General features: G+C 30.5%; 25 protein-coding genes. 2 read left to right on the forward strand and 23 right to left on the reverse strand.

The features are described 5' to 3' along the window. Nucleotides 1-48: 48 nt before the first annotated feature. A complete protein-coding gene (locus BW983_RS19670; RefSeq protein WP_076553518.1) occupies nucleotides 49-657 on the reverse strand; it encodes a hypothetical protein in 609 nt (202 codons plus the stop codon). Between the two features lie 1,016 nt (nucleotides 658-1,673). Between BW983_RS19670 and BW983_RS19680 the strand changes: the two genes are divergently transcribed. Then, nucleotides 1,674-2,630, forward strand: coding sequence for an IS1595 family transposase (locus BW983_RS19680; RefSeq protein ID WP_076553520.1), 957 nt, complete (start codon nucleotides 1,674-1,676; stop codon nucleotides 2,628-2,630). Nucleotides 2,631-2,642: 12 nt separating this feature from the next. Here BW983_RS19680 and BW983_RS19685 read toward each other — a convergent pair whose 3' ends face one another. The 8 genes from BW983_RS19685 to BW983_RS19715 form a co-directional block, all read right to left on the reverse strand. Next, nucleotides 2,643-3,077 carry a hypothetical protein gene (locus BW983_RS19685; RefSeq protein ID WP_076553521.1) on the reverse strand — a complete coding sequence of 145 codons (435 nt, stop codon included), beginning with the start codon at nucleotides 3,075-3,077 and terminating at the stop codon, nucleotides 2,643-2,645. An 8-nt stretch (nucleotides 3,078-3,085) separates the two neighbouring features. Next, nucleotides 3,086-3,646, reverse strand: a complete 561-nt coding sequence (locus BW983_RS19690; RefSeq protein ID WP_167370015.1) for a Panacea domain-containing protein — start codon at nucleotides 3,644-3,646, stop codon at nucleotides 3,086-3,088. A 209-nt stretch (nucleotides 3,647-3,855) separates the two neighbouring features. After that, entirely contained in the window at nucleotides 3,856-4,956 is a 1,101-nt protein-coding gene (locus BW983_RS19695) for a hypothetical protein (RefSeq protein ID WP_076553523.1), read from the reverse strand. 351 nt (nucleotides 4,957-5,307) lie between these two features. Further along, nucleotides 5,308-5,772: a hypothetical protein gene (locus BW983_RS19700; protein WP_139329322.1), complete on the reverse strand. Its 465-nt coding sequence runs from the start codon at nucleotides 5,770-5,772 to the stop codon at nucleotides 5,308-5,310. A gap of 56 nt (nucleotides 5,773-5,828) precedes the next feature. Next, nucleotides 5,829-6,188, reverse strand: coding sequence for an STAS-like domain-containing protein (locus tag BW983_RS19705; protein WP_076553525.1), 360 nt, complete (start codon nucleotides 6,186-6,188; stop codon nucleotides 5,829-5,831). Then, on the reverse strand, nucleotides 6,176-7,255 hold the full coding sequence (locus BW983_RS19710; RefSeq protein WP_076553526.1) for an STAS domain-containing protein: 1,080 nt from the start codon (nucleotides 7,253-7,255) through the stop codon (nucleotides 6,176-6,178). Before BW983_RS19710 ends, BW983_RS19705 begins: the two co-directional genes overlap by 13 nt. Before the next feature lie 241 nt (nucleotides 7,256-7,496). Further along, the gene (locus BW983_RS24190) at nucleotides 7,497-7,658 is read right to left on the reverse strand and encodes a hypothetical protein (RefSeq protein ID WP_167370016.1); all 162 of its coding nucleotides are present in this window, start codon (nucleotides 7,656-7,658) and stop codon (nucleotides 7,497-7,499) included. A gap of 151 nt (nucleotides 7,659-7,809) precedes the next feature. After that, the gene (locus BW983_RS19715) at nucleotides 7,810-7,980 is read right to left on the reverse strand and encodes a DUF2158 domain-containing protein (protein ID WP_084184603.1); all 171 of its coding nucleotides are present in this window, start codon (nucleotides 7,978-7,980) and stop codon (nucleotides 7,810-7,812) included. Between the two features lie 434 nt (nucleotides 7,981-8,414). Here BW983_RS19715 and BW983_RS24515 point away from each other — a divergent pair, with 434 nt between their 5' ends. After that, entirely contained in the window at nucleotides 8,415-8,540 is a 126-nt protein-coding gene (locus BW983_RS24515) for a hypothetical protein (RefSeq protein ID WP_262484597.1), read from the forward strand. Between the two features lie 168 nt (nucleotides 8,541-8,708). On the opposite strand, the gene BW983_RS24195 is transcribed toward BW983_RS24515, so the two are convergent. The 14 genes from BW983_RS24195 to tssO form a co-directional block, all read right to left on the reverse strand. Then, on the reverse strand, nucleotides 8,709-8,852 hold the full coding sequence (locus BW983_RS24195) for a hypothetical protein (protein ID WP_167370017.1): 144 nt from the start codon (nucleotides 8,850-8,852) through the stop codon (nucleotides 8,709-8,711). 94 nt (nucleotides 8,853-8,946) lie between these two features. Beyond that, nucleotides 8,947-9,426, reverse strand: a complete 480-nt coding sequence (locus BW983_RS19720; RefSeq protein ID WP_076553527.1) for a hypothetical protein — start codon at nucleotides 9,424-9,426, stop codon at nucleotides 8,947-8,949. Between the two features lie 29 nt (nucleotides 9,427-9,455). Continuing rightward, complete coding sequence (locus BW983_RS19725; protein WP_139329323.1) at nucleotides 9,456-10,034, reverse strand: hypothetical protein; 579 nt, start codon at nucleotides 10,032-10,034, stop codon at nucleotides 9,456-9,458. Nucleotides 10,035-10,114: 80 nt separating this feature from the next. Continuing rightward, the gene (locus BW983_RS19730; RefSeq protein ID WP_076553529.1) at nucleotides 10,115-10,708 is read right to left on the reverse strand and encodes a hypothetical protein; all 594 of its coding nucleotides are present in this window, start codon (nucleotides 10,706-10,708) and stop codon (nucleotides 10,115-10,117) included. After that, nucleotides 10,708-11,055, reverse strand: coding sequence for a hypothetical protein (locus BW983_RS19735; protein WP_139329324.1), 348 nt, complete (start codon nucleotides 11,053-11,055; stop codon nucleotides 10,708-10,710). The genes BW983_RS19730 and BW983_RS19735 overlap by 1 nt, the downstream gene beginning before the upstream one ends. Nucleotides 11,056-11,237: 182 nt before the next feature. After that, complete coding sequence (locus BW983_RS23900; protein WP_139329325.1) at nucleotides 11,238-11,774, reverse strand: hypothetical protein; 537 nt, start codon at nucleotides 11,772-11,774, stop codon at nucleotides 11,238-11,240. Nucleotides 11,775-11,787: 13 nt separating this feature from the next. Then, a complete protein-coding gene (locus BW983_RS19745) occupies nucleotides 11,788-12,369 on the reverse strand; it encodes a hypothetical protein (RefSeq protein ID WP_076553532.1) in 582 nt (193 codons plus the stop codon). 2 nt (nucleotides 12,370-12,371) lie between these two features. Further along, the gene (locus BW983_RS19750) at nucleotides 12,372-13,979 is read right to left on the reverse strand and encodes a hypothetical protein (protein WP_076553533.1); all 1,608 of its coding nucleotides are present in this window, start codon (nucleotides 13,977-13,979) and stop codon (nucleotides 12,372-12,374) included. A gap of 3 nt (nucleotides 13,980-13,982) precedes the next feature. After that, nucleotides 13,983-15,917: a type VI secretion system Vgr family protein gene (locus BW983_RS19755; RefSeq protein WP_076553534.1), complete on the reverse strand. Its 1,935-nt coding sequence runs from the start codon at nucleotides 15,915-15,917 to the stop codon at nucleotides 13,983-13,985. Nucleotides 15,918-16,087: 170 nt separating this feature from the next. Beyond that, nucleotides 16,088-16,495, reverse strand: a complete 408-nt coding sequence (gene tssD / locus BW983_RS19760) for a type VI secretion system tube protein TssD (protein ID WP_076553535.1) — start codon at nucleotides 16,493-16,495, stop codon at nucleotides 16,088-16,090. Nucleotides 16,496-16,912: 417 nt separating this feature from the next. After that, nucleotides 16,913-19,318: a type VI secretion system protein TssR domain-containing protein gene (gene tssR, locus BW983_RS19765; protein ID WP_076553536.1), complete on the reverse strand. Its 2,406-nt coding sequence runs from the start codon at nucleotides 19,316-19,318 to the stop codon at nucleotides 16,913-16,915. A gap of 47 nt (nucleotides 19,319-19,365) precedes the next feature. Further along, complete coding sequence (locus BW983_RS19770) at nucleotides 19,366-20,277, reverse strand: PKD domain-containing protein (protein WP_076553537.1); 912 nt, start codon at nucleotides 20,275-20,277, stop codon at nucleotides 19,366-19,368. Nucleotides 20,278-20,329: 52 nt separating this feature from the next. After that, a complete protein-coding gene (locus BW983_RS19775) occupies nucleotides 20,330-20,857 on the reverse strand; it encodes a type VI secretion system transmembrane protein TssO (protein WP_076553538.1) in 528 nt (175 codons plus the stop codon). 11 nt (nucleotides 20,858-20,868) lie between these two features. Further along, nucleotides 20,869-21,402, reverse strand: a complete 534-nt coding sequence (gene tssO, locus BW983_RS19780) for a type VI secretion system TssO (RefSeq protein WP_076553539.1) — start codon at nucleotides 21,400-21,402, stop codon at nucleotides 20,869-20,871. Between the last annotated feature and the right edge of the window lie 167 nt (nucleotides 21,403-21,569).

Raw genomic sequence — 21,569 nt, forward strand, 5'->3', positions numbered from 1 at the left:
AAATTATAGAAAAGTTATTTAAATACTATAAATACTTAATTCACTTCTTTAATATTTTTCTAAGTCTGAAAAACTTAAGTTCTGAATTTTTGGCAATATATCCATTTTAATTTTTCTGACTCTTTTATTTAGAATTTTATCTGAACCCAGTTCCTGATCAAACTCTACTTTAGTTTTTGTTAAAAGATCAATTTCCGTTTCAGAGGTGGTATTTTTTCCATCCCAGATTACCCTTGAGATTTTTATTAGTTCAAAATTATTCTGTTTATACCTGAATTCATATCTGCTTTTCCGGCTTTTAATATCAGTCAGCATTTTTAAATTACCGTCTTCAATAATAAAATCCGGAATGGTATTTCCGTTATGTTGCCCATTTTTATCTTTAGGATATTCACTTTCAATTAACTTTGTTGAAGAAACAACCAGCTTTTGTTTATGATCAGGCTGTGTGAGGAATATCTGTACTGTTAACGGTCTGGTTTCGTCTTTCAGATCCATTGTTAAGACAACTTTATCATCACGTTTATCTTTATTTAAGTCTCCTTCTTCTGTTTGTACCAGGAATGTATAGTTATCTTTCTGAACCGGTTTTTGTGAATATAAACCTGTTTCCATTAAAAGAAAAAATATAATAAAGTACGGGGATGTTTTTTTCATGGCTATTTTATTACAATTTTAATTGGAATATTTAAAGTGACCGTATCTGATGGTTTATAATTAGGAGATAAACTTAAGGATATTTTTACCTGTGGGAATCTGGTCAATACTGAGTTGTTTAGTCGTTGTACCACAAGAATAAAATATAATCACCAGACTTAATACAATAAATGAAATTTTCATAATCATGACCTTGATTCTTAATAAAATTAGATAATGATATATAATAATGTACCAAGCTAATTAAAGAACAGCACCGCAACTAAAACAGCATCAATTTCGGTGCTGTTTTTTCATTTTTGTTATATTCTGATATTCCTAAATTTTAAAGTTATTTTTTAGAATTTGATAATATGAATTCTTATTATTAATTTACTTAAAGCCACTTCGATTTTAATAAAACAAGTTCTACTATTTACATCAAAAATTATTTCACCATAAAAAGTTAAATAATAATAAAATTTGCTTTATTAACATAAATTAACTAAATATAAATAAACCATTTAATGTTATTCATTTTAATTATAATTAACAATATTCTTGCTGAATAATTTAAAATTGCAACTCGCTAAAAACCAATAAGAACCAGTTGATTTCCAACTGGTTCTTTACTTTAAAAAACGTCTGTTCTAGGTTTTGATTAGTGGTTAGATTTTTTAATAAAATTTTAATCACATGTGTAAAAAATCTAAAAAGTCTTCTTCTGCAAAAAGAAGCATTCACCCTAAAAAACAAAATATTTTAAAAAATGAAAATCACAAAAAATCAAATGGATTATTAATTATTGTTAAAAATGAGTTTGTAGCCTCGATTTTATCAACATTAATAATTAATCCACTCTATTCATTCATAACAAATCATTTTCATGATTCATTTGATTGGATAATTAATTTCTTGTTTAATTAAACAACTTTCGATTTACAACTAGCTGAAATTCATGCAGTAAAACTTTCTAAAAATAAGTTTTACTGCATTGTTCAGCCTCACCAAATTTTTATAATTTTAATAAAACAAAGATGTTAAGTTATTCAAAATCAGAATTTAACAATACAGATTTCAATTCTCTAATTAAAATGATAGAGGTTCTAGATACCGAACATAAATGCAGAGAATATCTTGAAGAGTTACGTTGGAATGGAGAACCAGTTTGCCCTCATTGTGGAAGTGTCAGAGAAAACCATTACAAATTAAAACAAGCAGGGAAATTTAAAGGTCTTTATAAATGCAAGGATTGCCGAGAACGTTTTACTGTTAGGGTTGGAACTATGTTTGAAGATTCAAATATTAAGTTCAAAAAATGGTTTTTAGCTATCTATATATTTGCTTCCCACAAAAAAGGAATTAGTAGTCATCAATTGGCTAAAGATATTGATGTGACACAGAAAACCGCTTGGTTTATGCTATCAAGAATAAGAAATGCCTTTAAAGCTGATAAATTGGGGAAATTTGATGGTATTACCCAAGTCGATGAAACATTCGTTGGAGGAAAAAATCAAAAGAAGTCAAAGAAAAATAGAACTGAAAATACTCAAGGTCGTAGTACTAAAACAAAAACCGTTGTATTTGGTCTTTTAAGTAATGGAATCGTAACCACAGAAATTGTTCCCAATACAAAAGGTAAAACCTTAATTAATGTTATCAAAAACATGGTTGAAGAAGGCTCAATCGTTGTTAGTGATGGTTGGGTTGGATATTCAAAACTTTATAAAAATTTCATTCATAAAAAGATTCCCCATAATGAGGGATTATATGTAAAAGATAACTTCCATACGAATAGTATTGAGGGATTCTGGAGTTTGTTAAAAAGAGGTATTTTAGGTATCTATCATTCTGTTAGCCCTAAACATTTACAGAAATATTGTGATGAGTTTGCTTTCAGATACAACACCAAAAATTACAAAGAGGGAGATAGGTTTAACCTTGCTTTGCTTACTGCTACTGAAAGGCTTACTTACGAAGAGCTGATTGGATAAATAAAATACAACTTATAAACTTTTAGGAATAATAAATTTAGGTATATCTAAAGTATGACTCAAAGACATTGAATTTAATATTATATCAAATTCTTCTTTTGTCAAATTTCCTTTAGGGCTTAATTTGCCATTTTTTGCCTTTTCTTCTAACTCAGATACCGTAATTACGTAGCTTTGATTGCAGTCAAAAAATGAAGATTCTGTCAGGCCATTAGTGTTATTGGGTAAAATATTTGCTATTGTGTCTAAATTTGCCTTCCCATTGTAGTGATTATATTTTGTCATAATTTTAGTTGTACTGAGTAGCATAAAATTATCATCATCATGTTTAGCAACAACTAAAAAATAGTGAGGTACAGAAGTTTCTATTCTTTCAGGTGCAGACATTTTATATATACAACCAACTTTTAGAGTTGTTGAGATCACATACTTTGGAGGGATTTCCATATTTACTCTTAATTATTTAAAAACTCTTGGAAAGAGGAATGTTCATTATATTGTATTTGAGAATGTTTGATTTCTTCTACCGTTAATACATCAATAAACTCTTCAAGATCAGGAAATTCGAAAAAGTCTTGCATATTAATAGGATACGATTTTGAATATGATCCATTTTCTAATTGTGTTTTAAACCTTAACCATTCAGGAAACTTGTGAGAATAATCACTAAATCTAATACTTCCCATTTTATTAAATTTTAGCCAAGTGTATTCCATTATTTCTAAGTCAGATTTTGAAAAAAAATCAGAGTTAAATTCTGTAAGAGCCAAAACATTAAAATTGTTAATTTTGAAAGAATCTGAGGAATGTTTAGATAAATCAAATATACGTGACGGAACGGGACCATAAGGTAATGCAAAATAATTAGCTTTGGATATTGTCCGACCATATTTATTTAAATGTAATCGATCACTCATCCAAATAAGTTTCATCAGTTCAAGCCTTTCAATCTGTCCACCATTTTTCTTAAGGAAAAAAGTAATTAAATTTTTTTGCTTTTCTTCAGTTAAATTCATTTTGACATTTTCGTTTGTACAAAGATACATAAATTTCTTTACGAAGATATTGAATAATATATTTTTTAATTTGTGTAACATGTTGTTTTGTTGTTTATTAACAAAAGTAATTATGTCAAGCGTCATAGTATGTCGTATTATAAATTATTTATAATACGACATAAAGATTTAACTATTAGAAGCTAAAACAAGAATTTTATTATTAAAAATTAAAATCCCAAAATTCCAATAGAAGTTCCCAGATAATTATCAAAATCATTAGAATTTTTCATGTAGCTCTTATCTAAAATTTCATAATTAACACTCCATAACCTATCATTTAATGCCACGAATTGTTTATTTAAAGCTATTGCTGATTTAGTTAAGGTTGTCCAGGCTGAAATATCAGCTTTTGACATTCGGTTTCTTTGTAACCTATATATTCTGATATAATTATCAAACTTGGGGTTATATGACAATGCTTGTTTTCTTAATCCTCGCATTTGCTCAAACCATGTATCTATTTTCTTTAGGTATTCCTTATCCTTTTTCAAGGTATTGTATAAAATAGCATCACATGGAACTTTATAATGTTTTGTGATAATGTACTTATGACCATTTTGCTCGTAAGTTTTATAACCCATCGAGGTTAATAACTTCTCAACGTTTCCAGTATCATTTATTACAAGGATATTTTGAAATGTATCATAAAGTACCAAATAGAATTTACCTGTATCAATATTCTGCATCAAAGTATTTGATTTACCTGATGGATACCCTAAGTAACTACGTAAATCATCCGACAATTCATTCTTTAAAAATCGGTTTTCAACATCATCTGCTGAAATAAGCATAGTGCTTGATATTTCTTTATAGTTACCTTTCAATTCTTCAAGGTCCTCCAAAGGTTTTTCCATATCAATCATATATGCATTTCTTTTTGCTACAATATTTGATTTTACAAGCCCATCAGTATATTTTTCTTCTTCTGAAAATGACTTTTCCTCTTCAAGCATTTTAGGGTATTCTGTAACAAAAGCAGGTGTATAAGAGTTTGATTTATTAGGAGATTTCATATAGTCGTTATATTCTTGTTCAAAATACTTCTTTGACTGAAGAAATATCTCATACTGAGAAGTAGGAACTTTACCTTTAACAAAAGGGTAAAATTCTACTTCTCTTGTTGTAATAGGGTAAACCATGCTTTGTTCAGCTTTTAGTTTACTGATAACCTCTGAATTGATAGCAAAAGTTGTTTGTGCTGATAGGTTTGCAAACATCAATATTGAACATGATGTTATTGCTTTGAATGTAGATAATTCAAATTTCATTGTGTGGTAATTTAAGGTTTAACATAAAAATATTCCTAAATAGGAATGAAAAATAAAGCGTGGACATTGTACCACGCAACCTTAGGATTACCACACCCTAAAAAACAATGATACAAAGCCACGCCAATACAGGCGTACCTTATATACATTATTTGTCTTTTCTATGGTGAAGTTAAAAACTTCGTTGTGGTAATTTTAGGTTGACAATAATGCAATTAAGCACGATTTATTTTTACATTCCTTTACAGAATGATTTTATTTTTAATAATACAAATATATAAAAAAGATTTGAGGCTGAAAAACACAAAACCCTCTATTTTAGAGGGTTTTATAATGTATGCAATTAGAAGATTATTTATGTAGTGAGAAGATTATATCACCATTTGTTTTTAGTAATAATGAATACAATGTTTCTATTTGAATTTTAGCTGAGTTTGAAAATTTTACCTTTCCGCTAGTAGGAGTTGAATTATAATCATTAGTTCCTGTAGTGAACATATGTAATTGCCTATTTATTGGTTGTAACTTTTCTGATATATTAAATCTTTCAAAGTTTTGCTTATCTATGGAATCAAAACGAATACTAAACATTTTAAATTTATTGGCAATATCTCTTCTATTATAATTTCCTTTTAATGAATCTTCAATAAAGTTTTTATAATCCGAAAAAATATCATCAAGCAGTTTTACATGGTAGGTCTTTAAATTTGTATTTTTAAGAAATTTATTTTGCAATCTATCAGCTATATATATTGGTACACCAATACTTGAAAGAAGAGCTAAGGTTGCTATAATATCACTAAAAGAAAATTCCATAGAAAAAATGAAATTTAAATGTGTATGATTTATTAAAAACTTTAAAAAATCTTGAATCATATTTCCTTACGTGGTAATCCTTTTTCTTTTTTCTCTTTCCATATATAAATTATATCGTCTAAAATTAATTTGATCCAATCAGGTTCTTGATTAGAAATAATTTGTAATCTCAATTTTATAATATCAAAGCTAAAATCGTAAACTAAATTTCCAAAAGCTTCATCTAAAAATGAAGAGGCATAACCAGCTGTGTCATCCAAATCTACAACAAGCTGTTTATTTTCATTAATAGCTCTCTCGAAATTAGGTTTTACGTAATTATAATAAAACTCTTCTCCAGAAGATGAATCGTGTTCAATATATCTGGCATCTGGGTATTCTGTAAAATCTTTAACTTTTACAATTATTTTATCCATTGATTAAAATTTTCTGCTTCTAACTCTAAATAATAAAAGGTTCCTGTAAAATCATCATCTAAAATTATATACTTATCAGTAGTTAAATCTAAATATACATTATTTGTAATACAAATAAGATTTTTAATCTGATTTTTTATATTTTTATCTTTTATAGTTGGCAACCCTCTATTTCTATTAATTTGACTTTTAAATCTAGAATTATAGACTTTGTCAAAAACTTTTTGTAATAATATTCCATTATTAAAAACATCTGGGGTTTTTAATAGTGCGAAATCTGAAATAAATTCTTTTACTCTAGTCGATCTCTTTAAATTTAATTGTTGTATAATTCCTAATCCATTATCAGTGAAAGTAACAAACACTTTTTTACTTTTTTCATCAAAATTTATACCTAAAACCCAATGTTTTTTATCATCATTATAGGCATGTTCAAAAGCATTAGCATTCATCTCCATAAGAATTGTATATAAAGGTTGATAATGATTTTCCTCCCCTAGTAACAATTTTCTAATCTGCTTTATATTTGTACCAATCAATTGCCCCCTACCTTTCATATTACAATCTGCAATAATTAAAGTATTTTTATTGTTTTTCTTATGTGATTGTAAGGTATTACTAATATCGGGTGAAACGTTCGACATATTTCCGAAAAATCCACTTTTAATAATAAAGTCTAAAACATCTTCATCTAAAGGCTGAGTTCCTGAAATTCTTACTTTATGATTTCTCAACTCTTTAACTGATGATAACATTAGTGATATTGCACCAATATCAATATGAGTTAAATTTGTTAAATCAATAATAACCCTATGAATTTTCTCTCTTTTCGCTAAAGATTTTAATTCAGCTATTGTTTTAATAACTTCAATAGGATTGTTTATTAGTCTGAAATCCTGACAAGGCTCAATAATCTTAGAATATTTCGCTCTTTCCCTAGTTTCATTATAGAATTCTTTGAAGTTCTTAAATGGGAAAAATTTCCGAATCCTTATATAATTCCGAATAACGTGTTGCCTTCTAGGCAATCTTCTATTTTTCCTGTATTTTTTATTCTTGAGTCTCAAGGTATAGTAAAGTTTGCAAAGATAACTTTTACTGAGAGATTCAACAATTTATTTGTTCTTCATTTTATATTTTTTATAACTATTGCAAATTTATTTATGGTCAACGACAAAACTTGACGCGTTTAAATATTTTTACATTTCTTCTGACGTTTATAATTAATTTCATGAACATACTTTCATATGCAATTTCTATAAACAAAAATATAGCAAAAACAACTGAATCTAATATAAATTATCTTTTTTAATCAGTCTTTTCATCATTTGGCTGACCTTTAAGAATATTTTCATTATTCTCATTAGTATTATTGACATCAATCTTGTCCTTAATATCTTTGGAATTTTCTCCATTCTCTTGAACTTTTATGAAAATTTGTTCATTAATAAAATCTTTTAAAGATTGCATTGTATAAAGTTTTTAATTAAAATATTTATTAAACAACCTGATGTATAAACTATTATGTTCAACAAAATAAAAACAGCACTAATATAATGCTGTTTCTGTTTCAAGATATATAGTTTAAATTAACTTTTTATAAATAAGAAATTAAAATTTATTATTTAGATATTATAAGCTGTTCCTCAGTAAAAGTACCTTCTTTCAATTCATTATTAGAGTCAAACCATGAGCACTTCCATGATCCGTCTTGTAATTTATATTTTACAGTCATAATAGGGCTTCCACTTTTAAGTGTTACTATATCTCCTCTTTTTAATATACCTTCCATGATAAATTTGTTTTAACAAATATAAAATTTTATTGAAAACCATAGGAGAAATAGAAGGATTTATTTTTGATAATGTTATAGGTAGTATTAACTAGTATATCATTATCTAATAAAAATTGTTAAGGCTAAAAAATGCAAAAACCCTCTATTTTAGGTATGTTATTGTAAGTAGAAACATCTTATATTTTTTGATTTAAAAAATATAATAATTAAGATTTTGGTAATTAAATGCGCTTTAAAAACATAAAATATTAAAAGTTACTAACATGTATCAACAACTATTGTAAAACTGGTTTTTAAATTTACTATCTTTGCTATAGTAGATACTAAAGTGGATGAATTCCACAGGCGGTGACGCTGAGATTGTAAACAGAACAACTCAGGTTCCAGCCTGAGTTGTTCGGTAATTTTGTTTAATTCAAAAAAATCGAGTAATGGAAGTTTTTGAAAAAAATGGTAAAACTTATAAAAAAATTTTTACCAGAAGTATCAAAAAGAATGGTAAAGTTATCTACCATCCAAAAGGAGGATTATTTGTTTTCTATGTTGAAGTAAAATAACCTACACTTTTATTCTCCCTGTTCCAGCAGGGAGTTTTTCTTTTAAATTGTTGTTGTCTTAGTACAACAATTATTGCACAAATGTACGACAATTGTCGGATAATTGTATAACAATGTTATAACTTTTGTATAACAATTACATACATTGTATATAACAAAAATATAATGTTATTTTTGTTCAGTAACCTCTAAATCTTGTTCTAATTGTAAATTATCATCCTGATTTTCATTAGTTTGTTCAGTGTTTTCTTGAACTGTTGTAATAGTAGATTCCTCTAAGTTTTCGGTGATAAATTCTTTTAATGATTTCATAATAATTGAATTTGTAATATGTATAAACGTACATGATATTGAAGCGTTATACTATCGAAGTTAGTTTAATTATTTGGTACATCATTATATATCATTATCTTTTATTATTATTCTTCATAAAACTTGTATAATCTACAATTTTTATAGAATCATTGATTCCTTGTAGTTTATCAATAGCTCCAGTATAGTTGTATTCTTTCAATAATAAATTTGTTTCTTCCTTTGTAATAGGAACTCCAATTATTACATCAAAAATTTGGGAATTTTTAGCAGATATTCTTTCTGATCCTCCCTCATAGAATCTTGTTCCCTGTGGAAAATGATATATTGATGACCTTAGAATCTTTGAATTATCTATAGTAGACAAAGTAATTATCTTCATACTGGAACTCTCATCATTTTTAACTCTCAATCTTATAGGAATATTTAATGAGAATAAATCTATTGATTCTAATGATCTACTAATAGTTATATTTTTTGTTGTTTTTTCCTGTAGAACAGCTATTTTTTCTTGAGAGGTACAGTTTAGAAAAAATGTAAGATATACTAATAAGACAATTTTTATGCTTTTCATTACTTTATTAATATGCTATTCAATAGATTTCACCAATTTATTTTTAATTCTTCAATAAAAGTTTTATTATTTTGATCTCGGAACATCATACGTACAAAATCAGGAGTTTTATCCATTCTTTGCTTGTACTCACCATTATCTTTAATAAAATTTTTATAAGGAATAATTTTTATGGAATCATTGTAGTTTTTCAATTCAGTTGTTTTTGAAACATGATATTTTCCAACAATTCTTTCAGCCTCTTCTTTTGAAATGGAATAACTAATAATAATTTTGTAAAAATTTTCATGCTCAATGTTTTCTTTAACCTCAGTATAAATCTTCTTTTTTTGAGTTAAACTATACATTGCATTTTTTTGCCCTGTTGCATCCAAATCAGAGAAAACAGTCATTTTTTCTAATCTAAGAGGTCCTACTGACATATTATTTTTTATACCAATTTTAATTGGAAAATTAAGAGAGAGACTATCATTCTGTGGATTTAGCAATGACTTACTTAATGACACCTCATAACTATTTTCACATTGCTCAACTTTTATATCTTTTTGTGAATTGCAACTTATTACAAGTATTAACAACAAAATAAAAATTATACTTTTTCTAATCATTATGCTAAAAAATGTTATAAATAAGCAAATCTTCATATTTATAGAGAAGTCTAATTTTAACACTTAAAATGGTCATTTATTTACCATTTAATTTTATATTTTGTAGATGAATATTTTTTTTCAGAATGTTTTCTAATATTTATTATTAAAAAATCATCCTGTTTTCTTAAAGTATTCATTACATCAGTATTTTCTTTACGAAATTTCGAATATGAGTTAAGTTTAATACTATCTGTTTTTCCAATTTTATCTGACTTAATATTGGTATCAGCATATTTTGCAAGTAAATTATCTCCTACTTTTTTTGATACTAAATTATTTTTAATGTATAATCTAAGTATAATTTTTTTAGGATTTTCAATGTCTTTTAAATTAATCCCTTCATACAGTGTCTGAATTTTGTTATTCTTAAAGTATTTTATTGTATAATCATTTATATATTGTTGATAATGATTATTTTTCAATAAATCAAAAGTAACTTTATCTGTATCTTCAGGAAAGTTAATTTCAAATTCAAGAGGTACATTAAGACATATACTGTCATTATTTTCTTTCTTAAAATATTCAGAAATAGTAACATAAGAATTATTATTGATTTCGGATATTCCAATTTCTTGCTTTACTTTACAAGAAAATAAAATCAATAAAAAGATTGATAAAAATATGTTTCTCATTATTTTATAAATATTGTCTCTATTATATAAATATCATCGCCAATTTTTTCGTCATATTGACTTTTATATAGCAACATATAATTTAAAGATGACTTATATGATTGATTAGATTTCATATACGTTTGATCGTCAATTCTATTTTGGTCTTCAATTTTTTTCTGAAGATTATCTAAACGTCTTATTTTTCCAAGCAAAATATTCTCTAATATACTTTGACTAATATCTAAAGTTTTATATACTCCTCCTTGATCTCCTCCAGAAAAAGAGACATTATTCGCATTTAAAGTTACAAATTCTTTCGCTCCTTTAACACCTAAGTCCTTTGCTTTCTCCAACACTGCTTCCACAGCTTCACCCCCACATTTCTTTCATTCTTTCCTTTGTCTCTGTAACCATAATATCAATTACAAAGTCTAGTCCCGGAACCGGGCTAGGAATTGATGGCAGTTCTCCGTTACCGGAAATGTATTTGGCAAGATCCAGAAAGGTAAGACAATCTAAGGCGTTCTTCCTATAAGTAAACTATGGCTTATTTAGCATAATCTATTTTCAATACATCATAAGAAGTCTTTTTCCCATTTGAAAATCCGACCACTTTAATACTATCTGTATGTTGATTAAAAGTTTTCACCAAAGGCAAATAATGTTCTTTAGATTTAAGTACAATGGAATCTTTATCTCCAAAATTTATTTTTTCGTTTCTGAAAGCTTCTTGAGAAGCTACTTTGGAAATTTTAGTATGATTTTGACGAATAAGGAAAACAATAGCCTGATTAGGTTGAATTTCATCTTGAAAGTTCAATAATGTACCTTTCTTATAAATAATATAATCTCCCATATCTATTAAGGCACGATTAACATCACTTAAAACAATATGTAGTCTGTTAATGACTTTACCCGTATTATTTTTGAATTCGAATTTTAAAGGTATATCAACAACAATACTATCATTCTTCTCTATTAAATTTATACTATTTGATGACTTAAGATGAGTAAAATTATTCACTTGAGTTTTACAAGAAAATAAAAAGCTTAATAAAATTATTGCAAACAAACAGGTTTTCATACTGTTAGAAGATCTATAGTTTTAATTTAATCATTTTTATCTTTATATTCTTTTTATCATCATCATTAACAAACATAAATCCTATTGAGTCTTTTGGTTTTGAATACCTACTAAAAAAATCAGGATTCAGCTTTGAAAATTCTGAAATATTTCCAACATTAATCGAATCTTTAATTCCATTCAAAGTATTAATATCTTTTTCACTATTCTTTTTTTTGAGAATGTTATCAGCTTCTTTTCTTGAAATAATTAATCCTATTATAAACTTAAAATTTCTGATTTGATGCGGATTAACAACTTCCTTATCAATCTTAAACTCTTCTTTATTCTCATTAAAAACTAAATGCCTCCAGCTTTCTGAATTATTCTGAATAAAAGTCTTATAATTAAGTATAACCACCTTTTCAGAAGAAAGATTCTCAAACAATAAACCAACCGGAACATTTAATGCTATGGAATCCTCTGGTTTTCCTACAACAGTTTTACTAAGCGTTAGCTGTTTATCATCATAAAACTTAGATTTTATAATGACATCGTGCTTTTGACTCTTACAATTTATAAGGAAGAGGAAAAGTACATACCAATAATTCTTCATAATTATTTAATAAAAATTGTATTAATCACATTAATAAACTCACTATATCTCTCATCAGAGACTTTTTCATACAAAACCAAATATTTTGATTCTTTCATATACTTATCATAATCTTTTCTATTATTTCTCTCTTTATTTCTCAAAGAACCTAAGCTACGAATATTTCCTTGAAGTAAGCTTTCAAGAGAAGATTGAGATATTGTTTCTATTTCAAATCTTTTTATATCCCCTTCAACAGTATTTCCTGTAGTGAATGACATTTTATTACCATTTACATACATGAATTCTTCAACTCCTTTTACTCCCAAATCCTTCGCTTTTGATAATGTTACCTGCACTGCTTCTTCTGCCATATTTTTTATCTGTTCCTTTGTCTCTGTAACCATAATATCAATTACAAAGTCTAGTCCCGGAACCGGGCTAGGAATTGATGGCAGTTCTCCGTTACCGGAAATGTATTTGGCAAGATCCAGAAAGGCAAGACAATCTAAGGCATTTTTTCCAACTTTGGCTACTTTACTGTAAACATTCGTTTCTTTAAAAAAGTCTAACTGGCTGATCCCTTTTGAAGTCACTCGTTCACCATTACTCACATACCCGAAGTTGGAAGCTCTTGTTACCGTATATTCTTCACCCAGGTTATCAAACTGGATTGTGGTATACAGTCTCCTGTTTGTTCTCACCTGTCCATTGTTCATGCCCAGTTTCCCTTTCTTCAATTGGTGAACAGCAATGGTTTTCTGTAGCTTGTCAAGCCCTTTACCGGTCATTTCTTCAGCTTTGTCTTTGATCTTTCCTTCTATTTCGTCCTTGATCTTATCTTTTACCCTGTCAAATGCTGTAGAGTCTTCTTCTTTTTTAATATTTTCTGCACTTGCCAGCTTATCAATACTTTCAACGCCACCACTGAAAATAATGATATCTCCATCTGCAGACCGAAACTCAGGAAGACCATACTTCTCGTCTCCTACTGCTGACTGTATAAATAAAGTTCTGTCTGAATATCCTACCTGGAGATATTTACTGTTATCTCTTGCTAAATAGGCAAACTCGTGACCATAATATCTCGCAATAAAATAAAGCTCAATATAGGCACCGGCATCTTCTTCAATATACTGTTCAAAATATTCTGTAAGATCAATACTGAATATGGCATATCCGTCTTTATCTATATTAGCTGTTACAGCATTAGATCCAGATTCTTTTCCTTCAAGAGGAACAAAATCATCAAACATACGGCTATCGAAAATAGTTCCCAAGCCAATTTTCAGACTTATCCCGTCACTTTCCCAAAGTTCAAAGCTTAAAGGTGTATTTTCAGGAATATTTCTTGTTTTCACCCTGAAAAAAACGGTATTTCCAATTCTTGCGTGGGGAGTTTTACTTGTATCAATGGGATTTCCATCTTGATCCAACCATTCTCCATCAATAATATAATCACCTTCTATAGCAGCAGGTTTTTTCGGATCACCATAGGTAACCCCGTTATTCACCCCTGTTTCTGTTATAGCTGCTCCTGCATTGGTGATAATATTGGCATTGGAATACATACTATGCCCTTCCTGAGAAATCTTGGTATAAGTTCCTCTTACAATTCTCGTTCTGCTCATCGCTTAGTGGGCTTTAGATTTTTCACCGCTGTTGTTTTGTACCTCAGCCTGTGCGTGTTTATGAACAAATTTTCCGGATTGAATATTCATATCATTTTCACTCACCTCATTCCGTTCTTTTTTGGTTTCACTATGTACATCTCCTTCTATGATCTCGGTTAGCTTTCCGGTGATAAATGTACTTGCATTTCCTATAACTGAAGTAAGTTTCATAGCCCCCACACTTTCTGTATTATTCAATCCGATATTATCAGATTTATTCATTCCCACCGTCGTCGTCATATTCTCACCTACATTAATATTCATATTTTTCCCTGCTGTAAACGTAATATCATTTGGAGCAGTCACCGAAATATTTCCGTTTCCGTCCATAAAATAGGTATTTCCACTTGGATCAATGATTGTCACACTTTTTTCATCATCATTCATCAGTACTTTGATCCCACTTTTTGTCTGGATAGATCTCATATGGTTATCCACTCCACCTCCAAGACCGATTCCTCCATGGAACATTCCTCCCATTACAAAAGGACGGTCAGGATGACTGTGTACAAAATTAACCATTACCTGATCTCCAACTTCAGGGATTGCTACATAACCTCGGTTTTGAGTGATCTGATCAGTTCCTCCAGCATCTGGGCTCATTACTCGTACAAAATGAGTGGTATCATTCATCTGCCAATCGAATCTTACCTGGACTCTTCCCTGTCCTTCAGGATCGGCATTGGCAATGACCGTGGCTATCTGAGGCTGAGCGATAGGTTCTGTAAATTCAGGTTTGGGTAAATAACCAGTATCAGCTGCTATAGACTCAAAACTACCTGTATAATGTCCGATTGTGTCAATTTCATGTACCGCTTCGGTTACCATCACTTTGGTAAAGTAAGATGTTTCATTGCTGTCTGGTTTTCTCATATGAATATCCACTACACAGCCAGGATGTAAAAAAGGAACGGTTGTAGAGCCGGAAACAGAAAAGACTCCTACGGCTTCACTTCCCGAGGTACTTCTCTGAGAATATTCTACATCTAAATGAGTCGATGCTTTGATAGGTGCCACCTGAAGTGCCGGAGTTTTGTATATTTTATCGTTATGGCTGTAAGCGGTTTTAGCCAGATCTCCTAAATGTTTTACAGGAGTTTCTCCTGAGGTCAATTTTTCATTTCTACTGCTGTTATAACCATAATATTGAGGTTTGGTATGAACAGCTTTGAGTTCTACCTTTACATCATTAGCATTACTGCCGTAAATAAGTTTGATGGGTTTGTTTTGAAGGGGAAGTTTCCCGAAATGTAAGACTTCACCATCATAGTAGAATTGCTCACCATAAGCTTCTGCCATTCTTGCAAGGTAGTTATAATGAGTTTCATTATACTGACTGCTGTAGATGATCTGTGAGTAGTCATTCGTATCTACTCTTATATCGAAACGGCTTTTATCGATCCCCTGTTTGATTACTTCTTCAGCAATAATTCCCATATTAACAGGCTGATTACCTCCAAAGCTTTGAATATGCGGGGCTCCGTCTAATAAGATCGTCGGACTATAGCCGGAAAGTACAATATTTCCAAGGCTCATTTTCTCCTGACTGAATCCTACTTTGGTTATCAATCCTACAAAGTTTCTCTCAGGGCTGTTATCTATGTCTTTATAGGAAATGACTACGGTAAGTCGTTTTCCTAAAAATTTATTGGCTTCTTCAAGGGTATGACTTTGCCGGTCATTAAGCGCGTCATGGGCAAGAATAAGGCTGAACTCATGATGATGACTTGCCTTTTGTTTAAGTATAAAATGTTTATAGTGCTTGATAATTTTACCTTCAACAACCAACGAGAGTTTTACCAAACGGTTGATACCTGTATGGTGATTTTCGGATATCCCGTCTGCATTCTGTGATGGGCGGAAAGAACCTCCTTTTAGTTTGGATTCGGTTTTCATTTGCTTTGTGTTTGGATGAGTATTAAAGATAGTAATATTTCACGAAATAACCATAATATCAATAAGATATGAAATAAAAAAACATTTAAAATAAGTTTATTTCAGGCAAAAAAAGACCGCCTTCAATAGTGACAGTCTTTTTTTCGTATGAATGTTGATAATGTGTATTATTAGTTATTCGGCCAAAGTCCAGCATACTCAGAGTCTCCATAGCTGATAGTCTCAGCACTTACTACGAAGCTGATTAACATACTGTTGCTATCAATAGCATCAAACTCTACCTGATGTTGGATTACATAACCATTGTTCCACTTTAAAGTAATCAAAGTTCCTTCTTCGTGAGATTTATTGAATGTAATTTCTCCTACTGTTGGCTTATATTTTCCGTTTAGTAAGCTTTCAAGAATATCAGATTTTTCAGTAGCTTCTACTGTAACCTTGATTAATGCATTGGAAGGATCTGATGCTACACGTCCTGAAACGTCCGTAGATCTTGCTACGCTGTAGTTCATCTTTAATAATTTCTGACCTTCTCCGTTGTTGAATTTTAAGATTCCTCTCGAATTTCTTTCTGCCATAATGTGTAAATTTTAATCGTTAATAATATTTTGTGATTCAGTGATTGTGTAGCAAATATAGAATGTCTTTTTTTCTAAAAAAAACTTTTGAACACAAATCTGAAAAATTGTAGTAGTTCTACGACTTTTTGTAGTAATTCTACGACACTGGATTTACAAAACAAATATAACACACTACAAATAAACACATTACACTCAATTCATATTGTTAATAAAAAGACAATTTTTACACTCAATAGAGAAATAGTTTGCTTTTTTCACATGAAATTTTGAAATTTTCAGCGTGTGATTAATTATTTTTGGCTAAGGTTAAATATCGGATAAAGAAGTTTTGTTATCATCCTATTTTTTATTTCATCAACAATAAAAAAAGCAGAAGTATTCTACTCCTGCTTTTAATATTATAAAAACTAACAATTAATGTTTAGTATATTCTGGCGCCTCAGTTGGAAGCATTGTTGGCGTAAAGTATTCGTTAAGCCAATAAAATGTTTGTCCGTTTTGCTGAATTTTTACCGCAGGATCATTTCTATGAGCAAGCATTCTGTCTGCCAAGTCCTTATAATGACGGAAATAGGTTCTTACAGTTGCATTAGGAACACCTTTTGACTTTTTCCAGCCTTTAAGCTTATATTTCGTCATGATTTCTTCATCTGTAAGATCAACTCCGGTACTCATTCCTACTGCATAAGACATAGGTAATTCATAAAGATCTCCTTTATCAAGGAATTTAATTGTCGGATTGTATTTCTTCAACAATTTTACATATTCCTTAACGGCTTTTGCCTGATTAAAATCTGCTCTTTCAGCTCCTGAGTTTTTATATACTTCTGTATAGAAAGCCTTAAGGTTATCATATTCAGCTTCAGAAATCAGAATTCCTTTTTCTATTCCCGGTGTATAATCTTTCAGTTCTTTTGGAATATTTCCTTTCACAAGGAACGGATTTCCATAGTTTATAAGCTGTGCTGCAATTCCCGCAGAAACCGGATTAGTAAGCCCTGGATACAGATACTTATATTTCACATCTACATCTGTTCTTCCCGCTCCTACTGAAGAATGGAAATAATCGTTAAGTGATTTATCTACAGTTTGGTTATCTAATGTAACTTGTGCAATAAGACTATCTACAGATTTTTTCAGGAATCCTGGAGTGGTAACATCCCCTTTTTTAGGGAAAATAACAAATCCCTGAGACATACTCTGCTTAGGATACGCTAATGAGAAAAATCCTGCGTCTCCTTCCACTAAACTAAAGTTATTTTTTGTAAGAACGTCATACTGATTGATGATCTTTTGCTTTTTAAGTTCAGCAATATTTTTTGCAGTATTTGTCACTACATTTTCTGCCATTAATACAAAGTCATTATAGGTATCTGAAGACCTTGCGCTTGTCTGGAACATGATTAATCTTGCCTGAGCTTGTGTAAGTGAACTGATCACACTGTACATATTTCCACTTTGGCTGGCGGAAGTTCCTACAGTTACAACGATATTGGTCTCATCAGGAACGTTTGAAAGAAGATTTCCAGCAGCCGAAAGCGCTTCACCTACAGGTTGGTATCCGTTATTGCTGGCACAGTTCATCTCATTCGTTTTCTGGTCAATAAACGTAGTGATTTTACTGTATTCTGTGCTCAGGTTAGACACAGAAACGTTATTTCCACAAGGGTTGTTTTTGTAAAGTACTACTCCATATTTCACTGTATTGAAATAAGAAGGTTTTTCAAATCTTAGCTGCAAATCCTGTAATAATGATTTTACAATCGGTGCATAAGGAGCATTTCCTGCACTTACATCAAGAGCAAAAACAATATTGATATTTTTATCACGCTCTGTAATTTCTCTATAACGGTCAAAGTAGATTGGCTCTCCTAAAACATTGTATACAAAGTTTTTACTATAATCCAAGATATTGGTAAAGTACTTTGTTTTTGAATCCGGGGTTGGCGCTTCATTTAAAGGTAAAGTTACCGGGAAAATATTTTCCAATGGTCTTCTTTTGTTAACTTCGGTAAGAAGAATCGCTGTTTTGTTGGTAGCATCTGATGCTGATCCTCCAGGATATCCTTCATGGATTCCCAATTCTGATTCCGTGATTCCTGTTGTATTTTTAAGTTTTATAGCGGAACGTTCTCCCCAGGTAGAAATCACATTGGAGCTTACCCATCCGTAAAGGCTTTTCCCAATACTATCGATATCAACAGAAGGTTTTTTACCAACTAAAAATCTCTTATTGTTTTCTGCCTGTTTGTAAACATACACCATCTGTCCGTTAGGAATCTTCACCTTAGCCTCTTCGATAAGACTTGGGGAATTAAATACCATGATGGAATCATTTTTATAGTATCTCTCAGCGCTTCTGATTACTTCACTGTTATTAGGTACTACTGCTACTCTTACCGGATATCCTGTTCTTTCGCTTTTTAAAGAATTATTCCATAAAAGCAGGTCAGATTCAGGAATCCATCCGTATGTTTTGATAGATTTTGACGAAACTTTTTTCATTAAGGCATCAGGAACGTATTCTGCTACCTTTACCATTCCGTCTCTATGTTTTAAAACCATTAAAGGTTCAAGAAACTTAACTTCTTTGTATGATTTTTCATCATCTTTATCTAAATAAGCTGTATTTCTGGATCTGTCTGATATAACGATCCATGGAACGGACTTTTTAGGATATCCGTTGACAACGGTGGAATTATCTACCTGACCATATTGTGATGGCTCTGGTGTTTTTTTTGACGGAAGCTTTACCTGGCAACTCGCCAATAATACTGATAATCCTATATAATATGCTGCTAGAGGAAATTTATTTTTCATCCTATTTTATCTTTTTATGATTGGGTGCATCCGAAAACCGGATGGTATTATTTGCTTTGGTTTATATCTACTTTAGTTACACAGTTTTGTGTATCGTCTAAATTCACCTTTACTGTCTGAATGACAGTATTTTTATCAAACTGAAGACCTGCACAGTACATGTAGAAATTATTTACTTTACTGTCATTTACTTTTACCACTGTATTTTCATTGTTACACAAATAGGTTTTCAACAGGTAATTGTAGTGCATATTGAAACTGTTTCCGTTAGCAATCTGCTGCAGGTGGTATTTAAAGTCGTTATCAACTTTCGCGTAAGAGTCTTCTACAGATACAGCTTCCTGTTCTAAAGAATTATAAGCCGGAAGAATTTTAATACGGTGATAAATAGGTTCCAGAGTTTCTTCAGTGTATAAAGTCACCAGATAATCACCCGGTTTTTTATAGGAATAAATAGCAAATTTGTCTTTGGAGTCTGTGTTTCCTGTTTCTCCAAATTTCCAGGCAAATTGAGAAGCCTCAGAAATGGCACGGAAATTTACATTCTCATTCTGCATTGCCTGTACCGGAGCTTCAATTGTTGTTTTAGTTTTCACGCTGTCTTTAGCCTGCTTGATGCTTCTGGCAGAAACCATTACAGGGAAAGACTTGGTGTACTTGTTATCTACGATCAAAATTACCTGGTAATATCCCGGTTTATTATAGAAGTGGATACCGCTGTTTTTATCCGAAGTTGTCCCATCTCCAAAATTCCATTTCTTGGTTTTTGCAAACTGGGTTTTATCTTCAAATAAAAGTGTATCTCCTACTGACAAAGCAGATGGGTAAACTACCCCTACAATATCATCAGCAGAATGGATTACTTTTTTCTGCAGCCATAATGCAACAAGGGCTGCGATGAGCAATGTTGCAATAATACCGATAATAATGTTCTTTTTGTTCTTTTGAAAATAATTCATAGTTAATAATTGTGATGTGTTTTATTTAAAGTTCCTAATTCCATGTACTTTATTACTGAGTTCTTGCCTGTAGGGCACTTTCTCTCTGGTAAAGTTTATCCTGCTTATCTTTATATCCTATTCTACATTCCTCGATTTGCTTTTCAAATCTTTTAATATCCTCTGAAGTAGTAGAAATTACCTTTTTATCTTCATAATACATTTTATAGAATCTTGCAATCTGGGGAAAGGCATCTTTTCGAACATCAGTAATACTACCGTGCTCTTTAAAATAACCATTAAGGTCATTAACGCCTACAAAGATATTATTTTCCACAAAAGGCTGTGGAGTCTCGTCTGCAAGTTTGGTAATCATGGTATAAGTACTATCCATAATAGGCAGAATAACTTTTTGGTGTTGTTCAAATTCTGCTTTTTGCTCTAAATTCTGGATTCCTCTGATGTCTTCGTCAGAAAACGGGGATTCAAATCCTTTTAAAAAGATAACCCCCAGAAATATCATGGCAGTCACCAGCATCAGTATTAAATAAAAAAACTGATAATGCCTTTCTTTCTTAGATAGTGTAATGTGTCCTTGCATATCTTTCTTTTTTATTTTTTTCTACCTACTGTAAAGTTTCTGGTCGGATCTCTTCGAAGTTCATTATTTACTCCTCTTACTTTTCCCATACATACTTCAAGATCTCTTTTGGCAGTTTCTTTTTTATATTCCACACCAATGATTTTTGTCTTTAGAGTGATCATAGGTTCTATTTGCTTCATCAGTCTGGCATAATGCTTAAAACTTCCGGTACTGTCTTTGCCCATAATAATTTTAGCATCTCTCACATGATCCATAATACTTGTTCTAAGAAACAGATCATTCTCCACCTTTTTCATATCAAGTTGGGACATTCTGTTATAAATATCATCCACATGATCTTTTAACATGTCACTTCTACGCATCAGTTCCATGTAGTTTTCAGCTTCTCTACTGATCCCTGCTCTTTGTATATCATAACTCTTAAAGAAGAGAAATAGGCATGTAAAAGTAACTACCGACAAAACGGCAAAAGATAGAATAAACTTCCAGATGCCTATTCTTACGTCAGATTTGTTTAATTTTTTTTCCCTGTTCGAAGACATAAATTTGCGATTTGTTTGGCCTGTGAAAATATAAAAAAAAAAATTTATGCGCAATACGTATTTTCCCCGCCCTCCATTCGTAGAATCCCTGATTAAATTAATATTAATTTTCACTTTAATAAGTTTTTCATAAATTAGGGCTCTGAATTTCAAATATCATTCGCCAA

The sequence above is a fragment of the Chryseobacterium ureilyticum genome (genome assembly GCF_900156735.1).
Classification (GTDB): domain Bacteria; phylum Bacteroidota; class Bacteroidia; order Flavobacteriales; family Weeksellaceae; genus Chryseobacterium; species Chryseobacterium ureilyticum.

Bases quoted from the DNA above. Each gene is read 5' to 3' on its own strand.
- BW983_RS19750 (WP_076553533.1), bottom strand. From the start codon at position 13,979: ATGAGCAGAACGAGAATTGTAAGAGGAACTTATACCAAGATTTCTCAG.
- BW983_RS24195 (WP_167370017.1), bottom strand. From the start codon at position 8,852: ATGAAATCATTAAAAGAATTTATCACCGAAAACTTAGAGGAATCTACT.
- BW983_RS19680 (WP_076553520.1), top strand. From the start codon at position 1,674: ATGTTAAGTTATTCAAAATCAGAATTTAACAATACAGATTTCAATTCT.
- BW983_RS19695 (WP_076553523.1), bottom strand. From the start codon at position 4,956: ATGAAATTTGAATTATCTACATTCAAAGCAATAACATCATGTTCAATA.
- BW983_RS19685 (WP_076553521.1), bottom strand. From the start codon at position 3,077: ATGGAAATCCCTCCAAAGTATGTGATCTCAACAACTCTAAAAGTTGGT.
- BW983_RS19725 (WP_139329323.1), bottom strand. From the start codon at position 10,034: ATGATTAGAAAAAGTATAATTTTTATTTTGTTGTTAATACTTGTAATA.
- BW983_RS19670 (WP_076553518.1), bottom strand. From the start codon at position 657: ATGAAAAAAACATCCCCGTACTTTATTATATTTTTTCTTTTAATGGAA.
- BW983_RS24190 (WP_167370016.1), bottom strand. From the start codon at position 7,658: ATGCAATCTTTAAAAGATTTTATTAATGAACAAATTTTCATAAAAGTT.
- tssR (WP_076553536.1), bottom strand. From the start codon at position 19,318: ATGAAAAATAAATTTCCTCTAGCAGCATATTATATAGGATTATCAGTA.
- BW983_RS19690 (WP_167370015.1), bottom strand. From the start codon at position 3,646: ATGAATTTAACTGAAGAAAAGCAAAAAAATTTAATTACTTTTTTCCTT.
- BW983_RS19745 (WP_076553532.1), bottom strand. From the start codon at position 12,369: ATGAAGAATTATTGGTATGTACTTTTCCTCTTCCTTATAAATTGTAAG.
- BW983_RS23900 (WP_139329325.1), bottom strand. From the start codon at position 11,774: ATGAAAACCTGTTTGTTTGCAATAATTTTATTAAGCTTTTTATTTTCT.
- BW983_RS19770 (WP_076553537.1), bottom strand. From the start codon at position 20,277: ATGAATTATTTTCAAAAGAACAAAAAGAACATTATTATCGGTATTATT.
- tssD (WP_076553535.1), bottom strand. From the start codon at position 16,495: ATGGCAGAAAGAAATTCGAGAGGAATCTTAAAATTCAACAACGGAGAA.
- BW983_RS19715 (WP_084184603.1), bottom strand. From the start codon at position 7,980: ATGGAAGGTATATTAAAAAGAGGAGATATAGTAACACTTAAAAGTGGA.
- BW983_RS24515 (WP_262484597.1), top strand. From the start codon at position 8,415: ATGGAAGTTTTTGAAAAAAATGGTAAAACTTATAAAAAAATTTTTACC.
- BW983_RS19755 (WP_076553534.1), bottom strand. From the start codon at position 15,917: ATGAAAACCGAATCCAAACTAAAAGGAGGTTCTTTCCGCCCATCACAG.
- BW983_RS19705 (WP_076553525.1), bottom strand. From the start codon at position 6,188: ATGGATAAAATAATTGTAAAAGTTAAAGATTTTACAGAATACCCAGAT.
- BW983_RS19700 (WP_139329322.1), bottom strand. From the start codon at position 5,772: ATGGAATTTTCTTTTAGTGATATTATAGCAACCTTAGCTCTTCTTTCA.
- BW983_RS19775 (WP_076553538.1), bottom strand. From the start codon at position 20,857: ATGCAAGGACACATTACACTATCTAAGAAAGAAAGGCATTATCAGTTT.
- BW983_RS19730 (WP_076553529.1), bottom strand. From the start codon at position 10,708: ATGAGAAACATATTTTTATCAATCTTTTTATTGATTTTATTTTCTTGT.
- BW983_RS19720 (WP_076553527.1), bottom strand. From the start codon at position 9,426: ATGAAAAGCATAAAAATTGTCTTATTAGTATATCTTACATTTTTTCTA.
- tssO (WP_076553539.1), bottom strand. From the start codon at position 21,402: ATGTCTTCGAACAGGGAAAAAAAATTAAACAAATCTGACGTAAGAATA.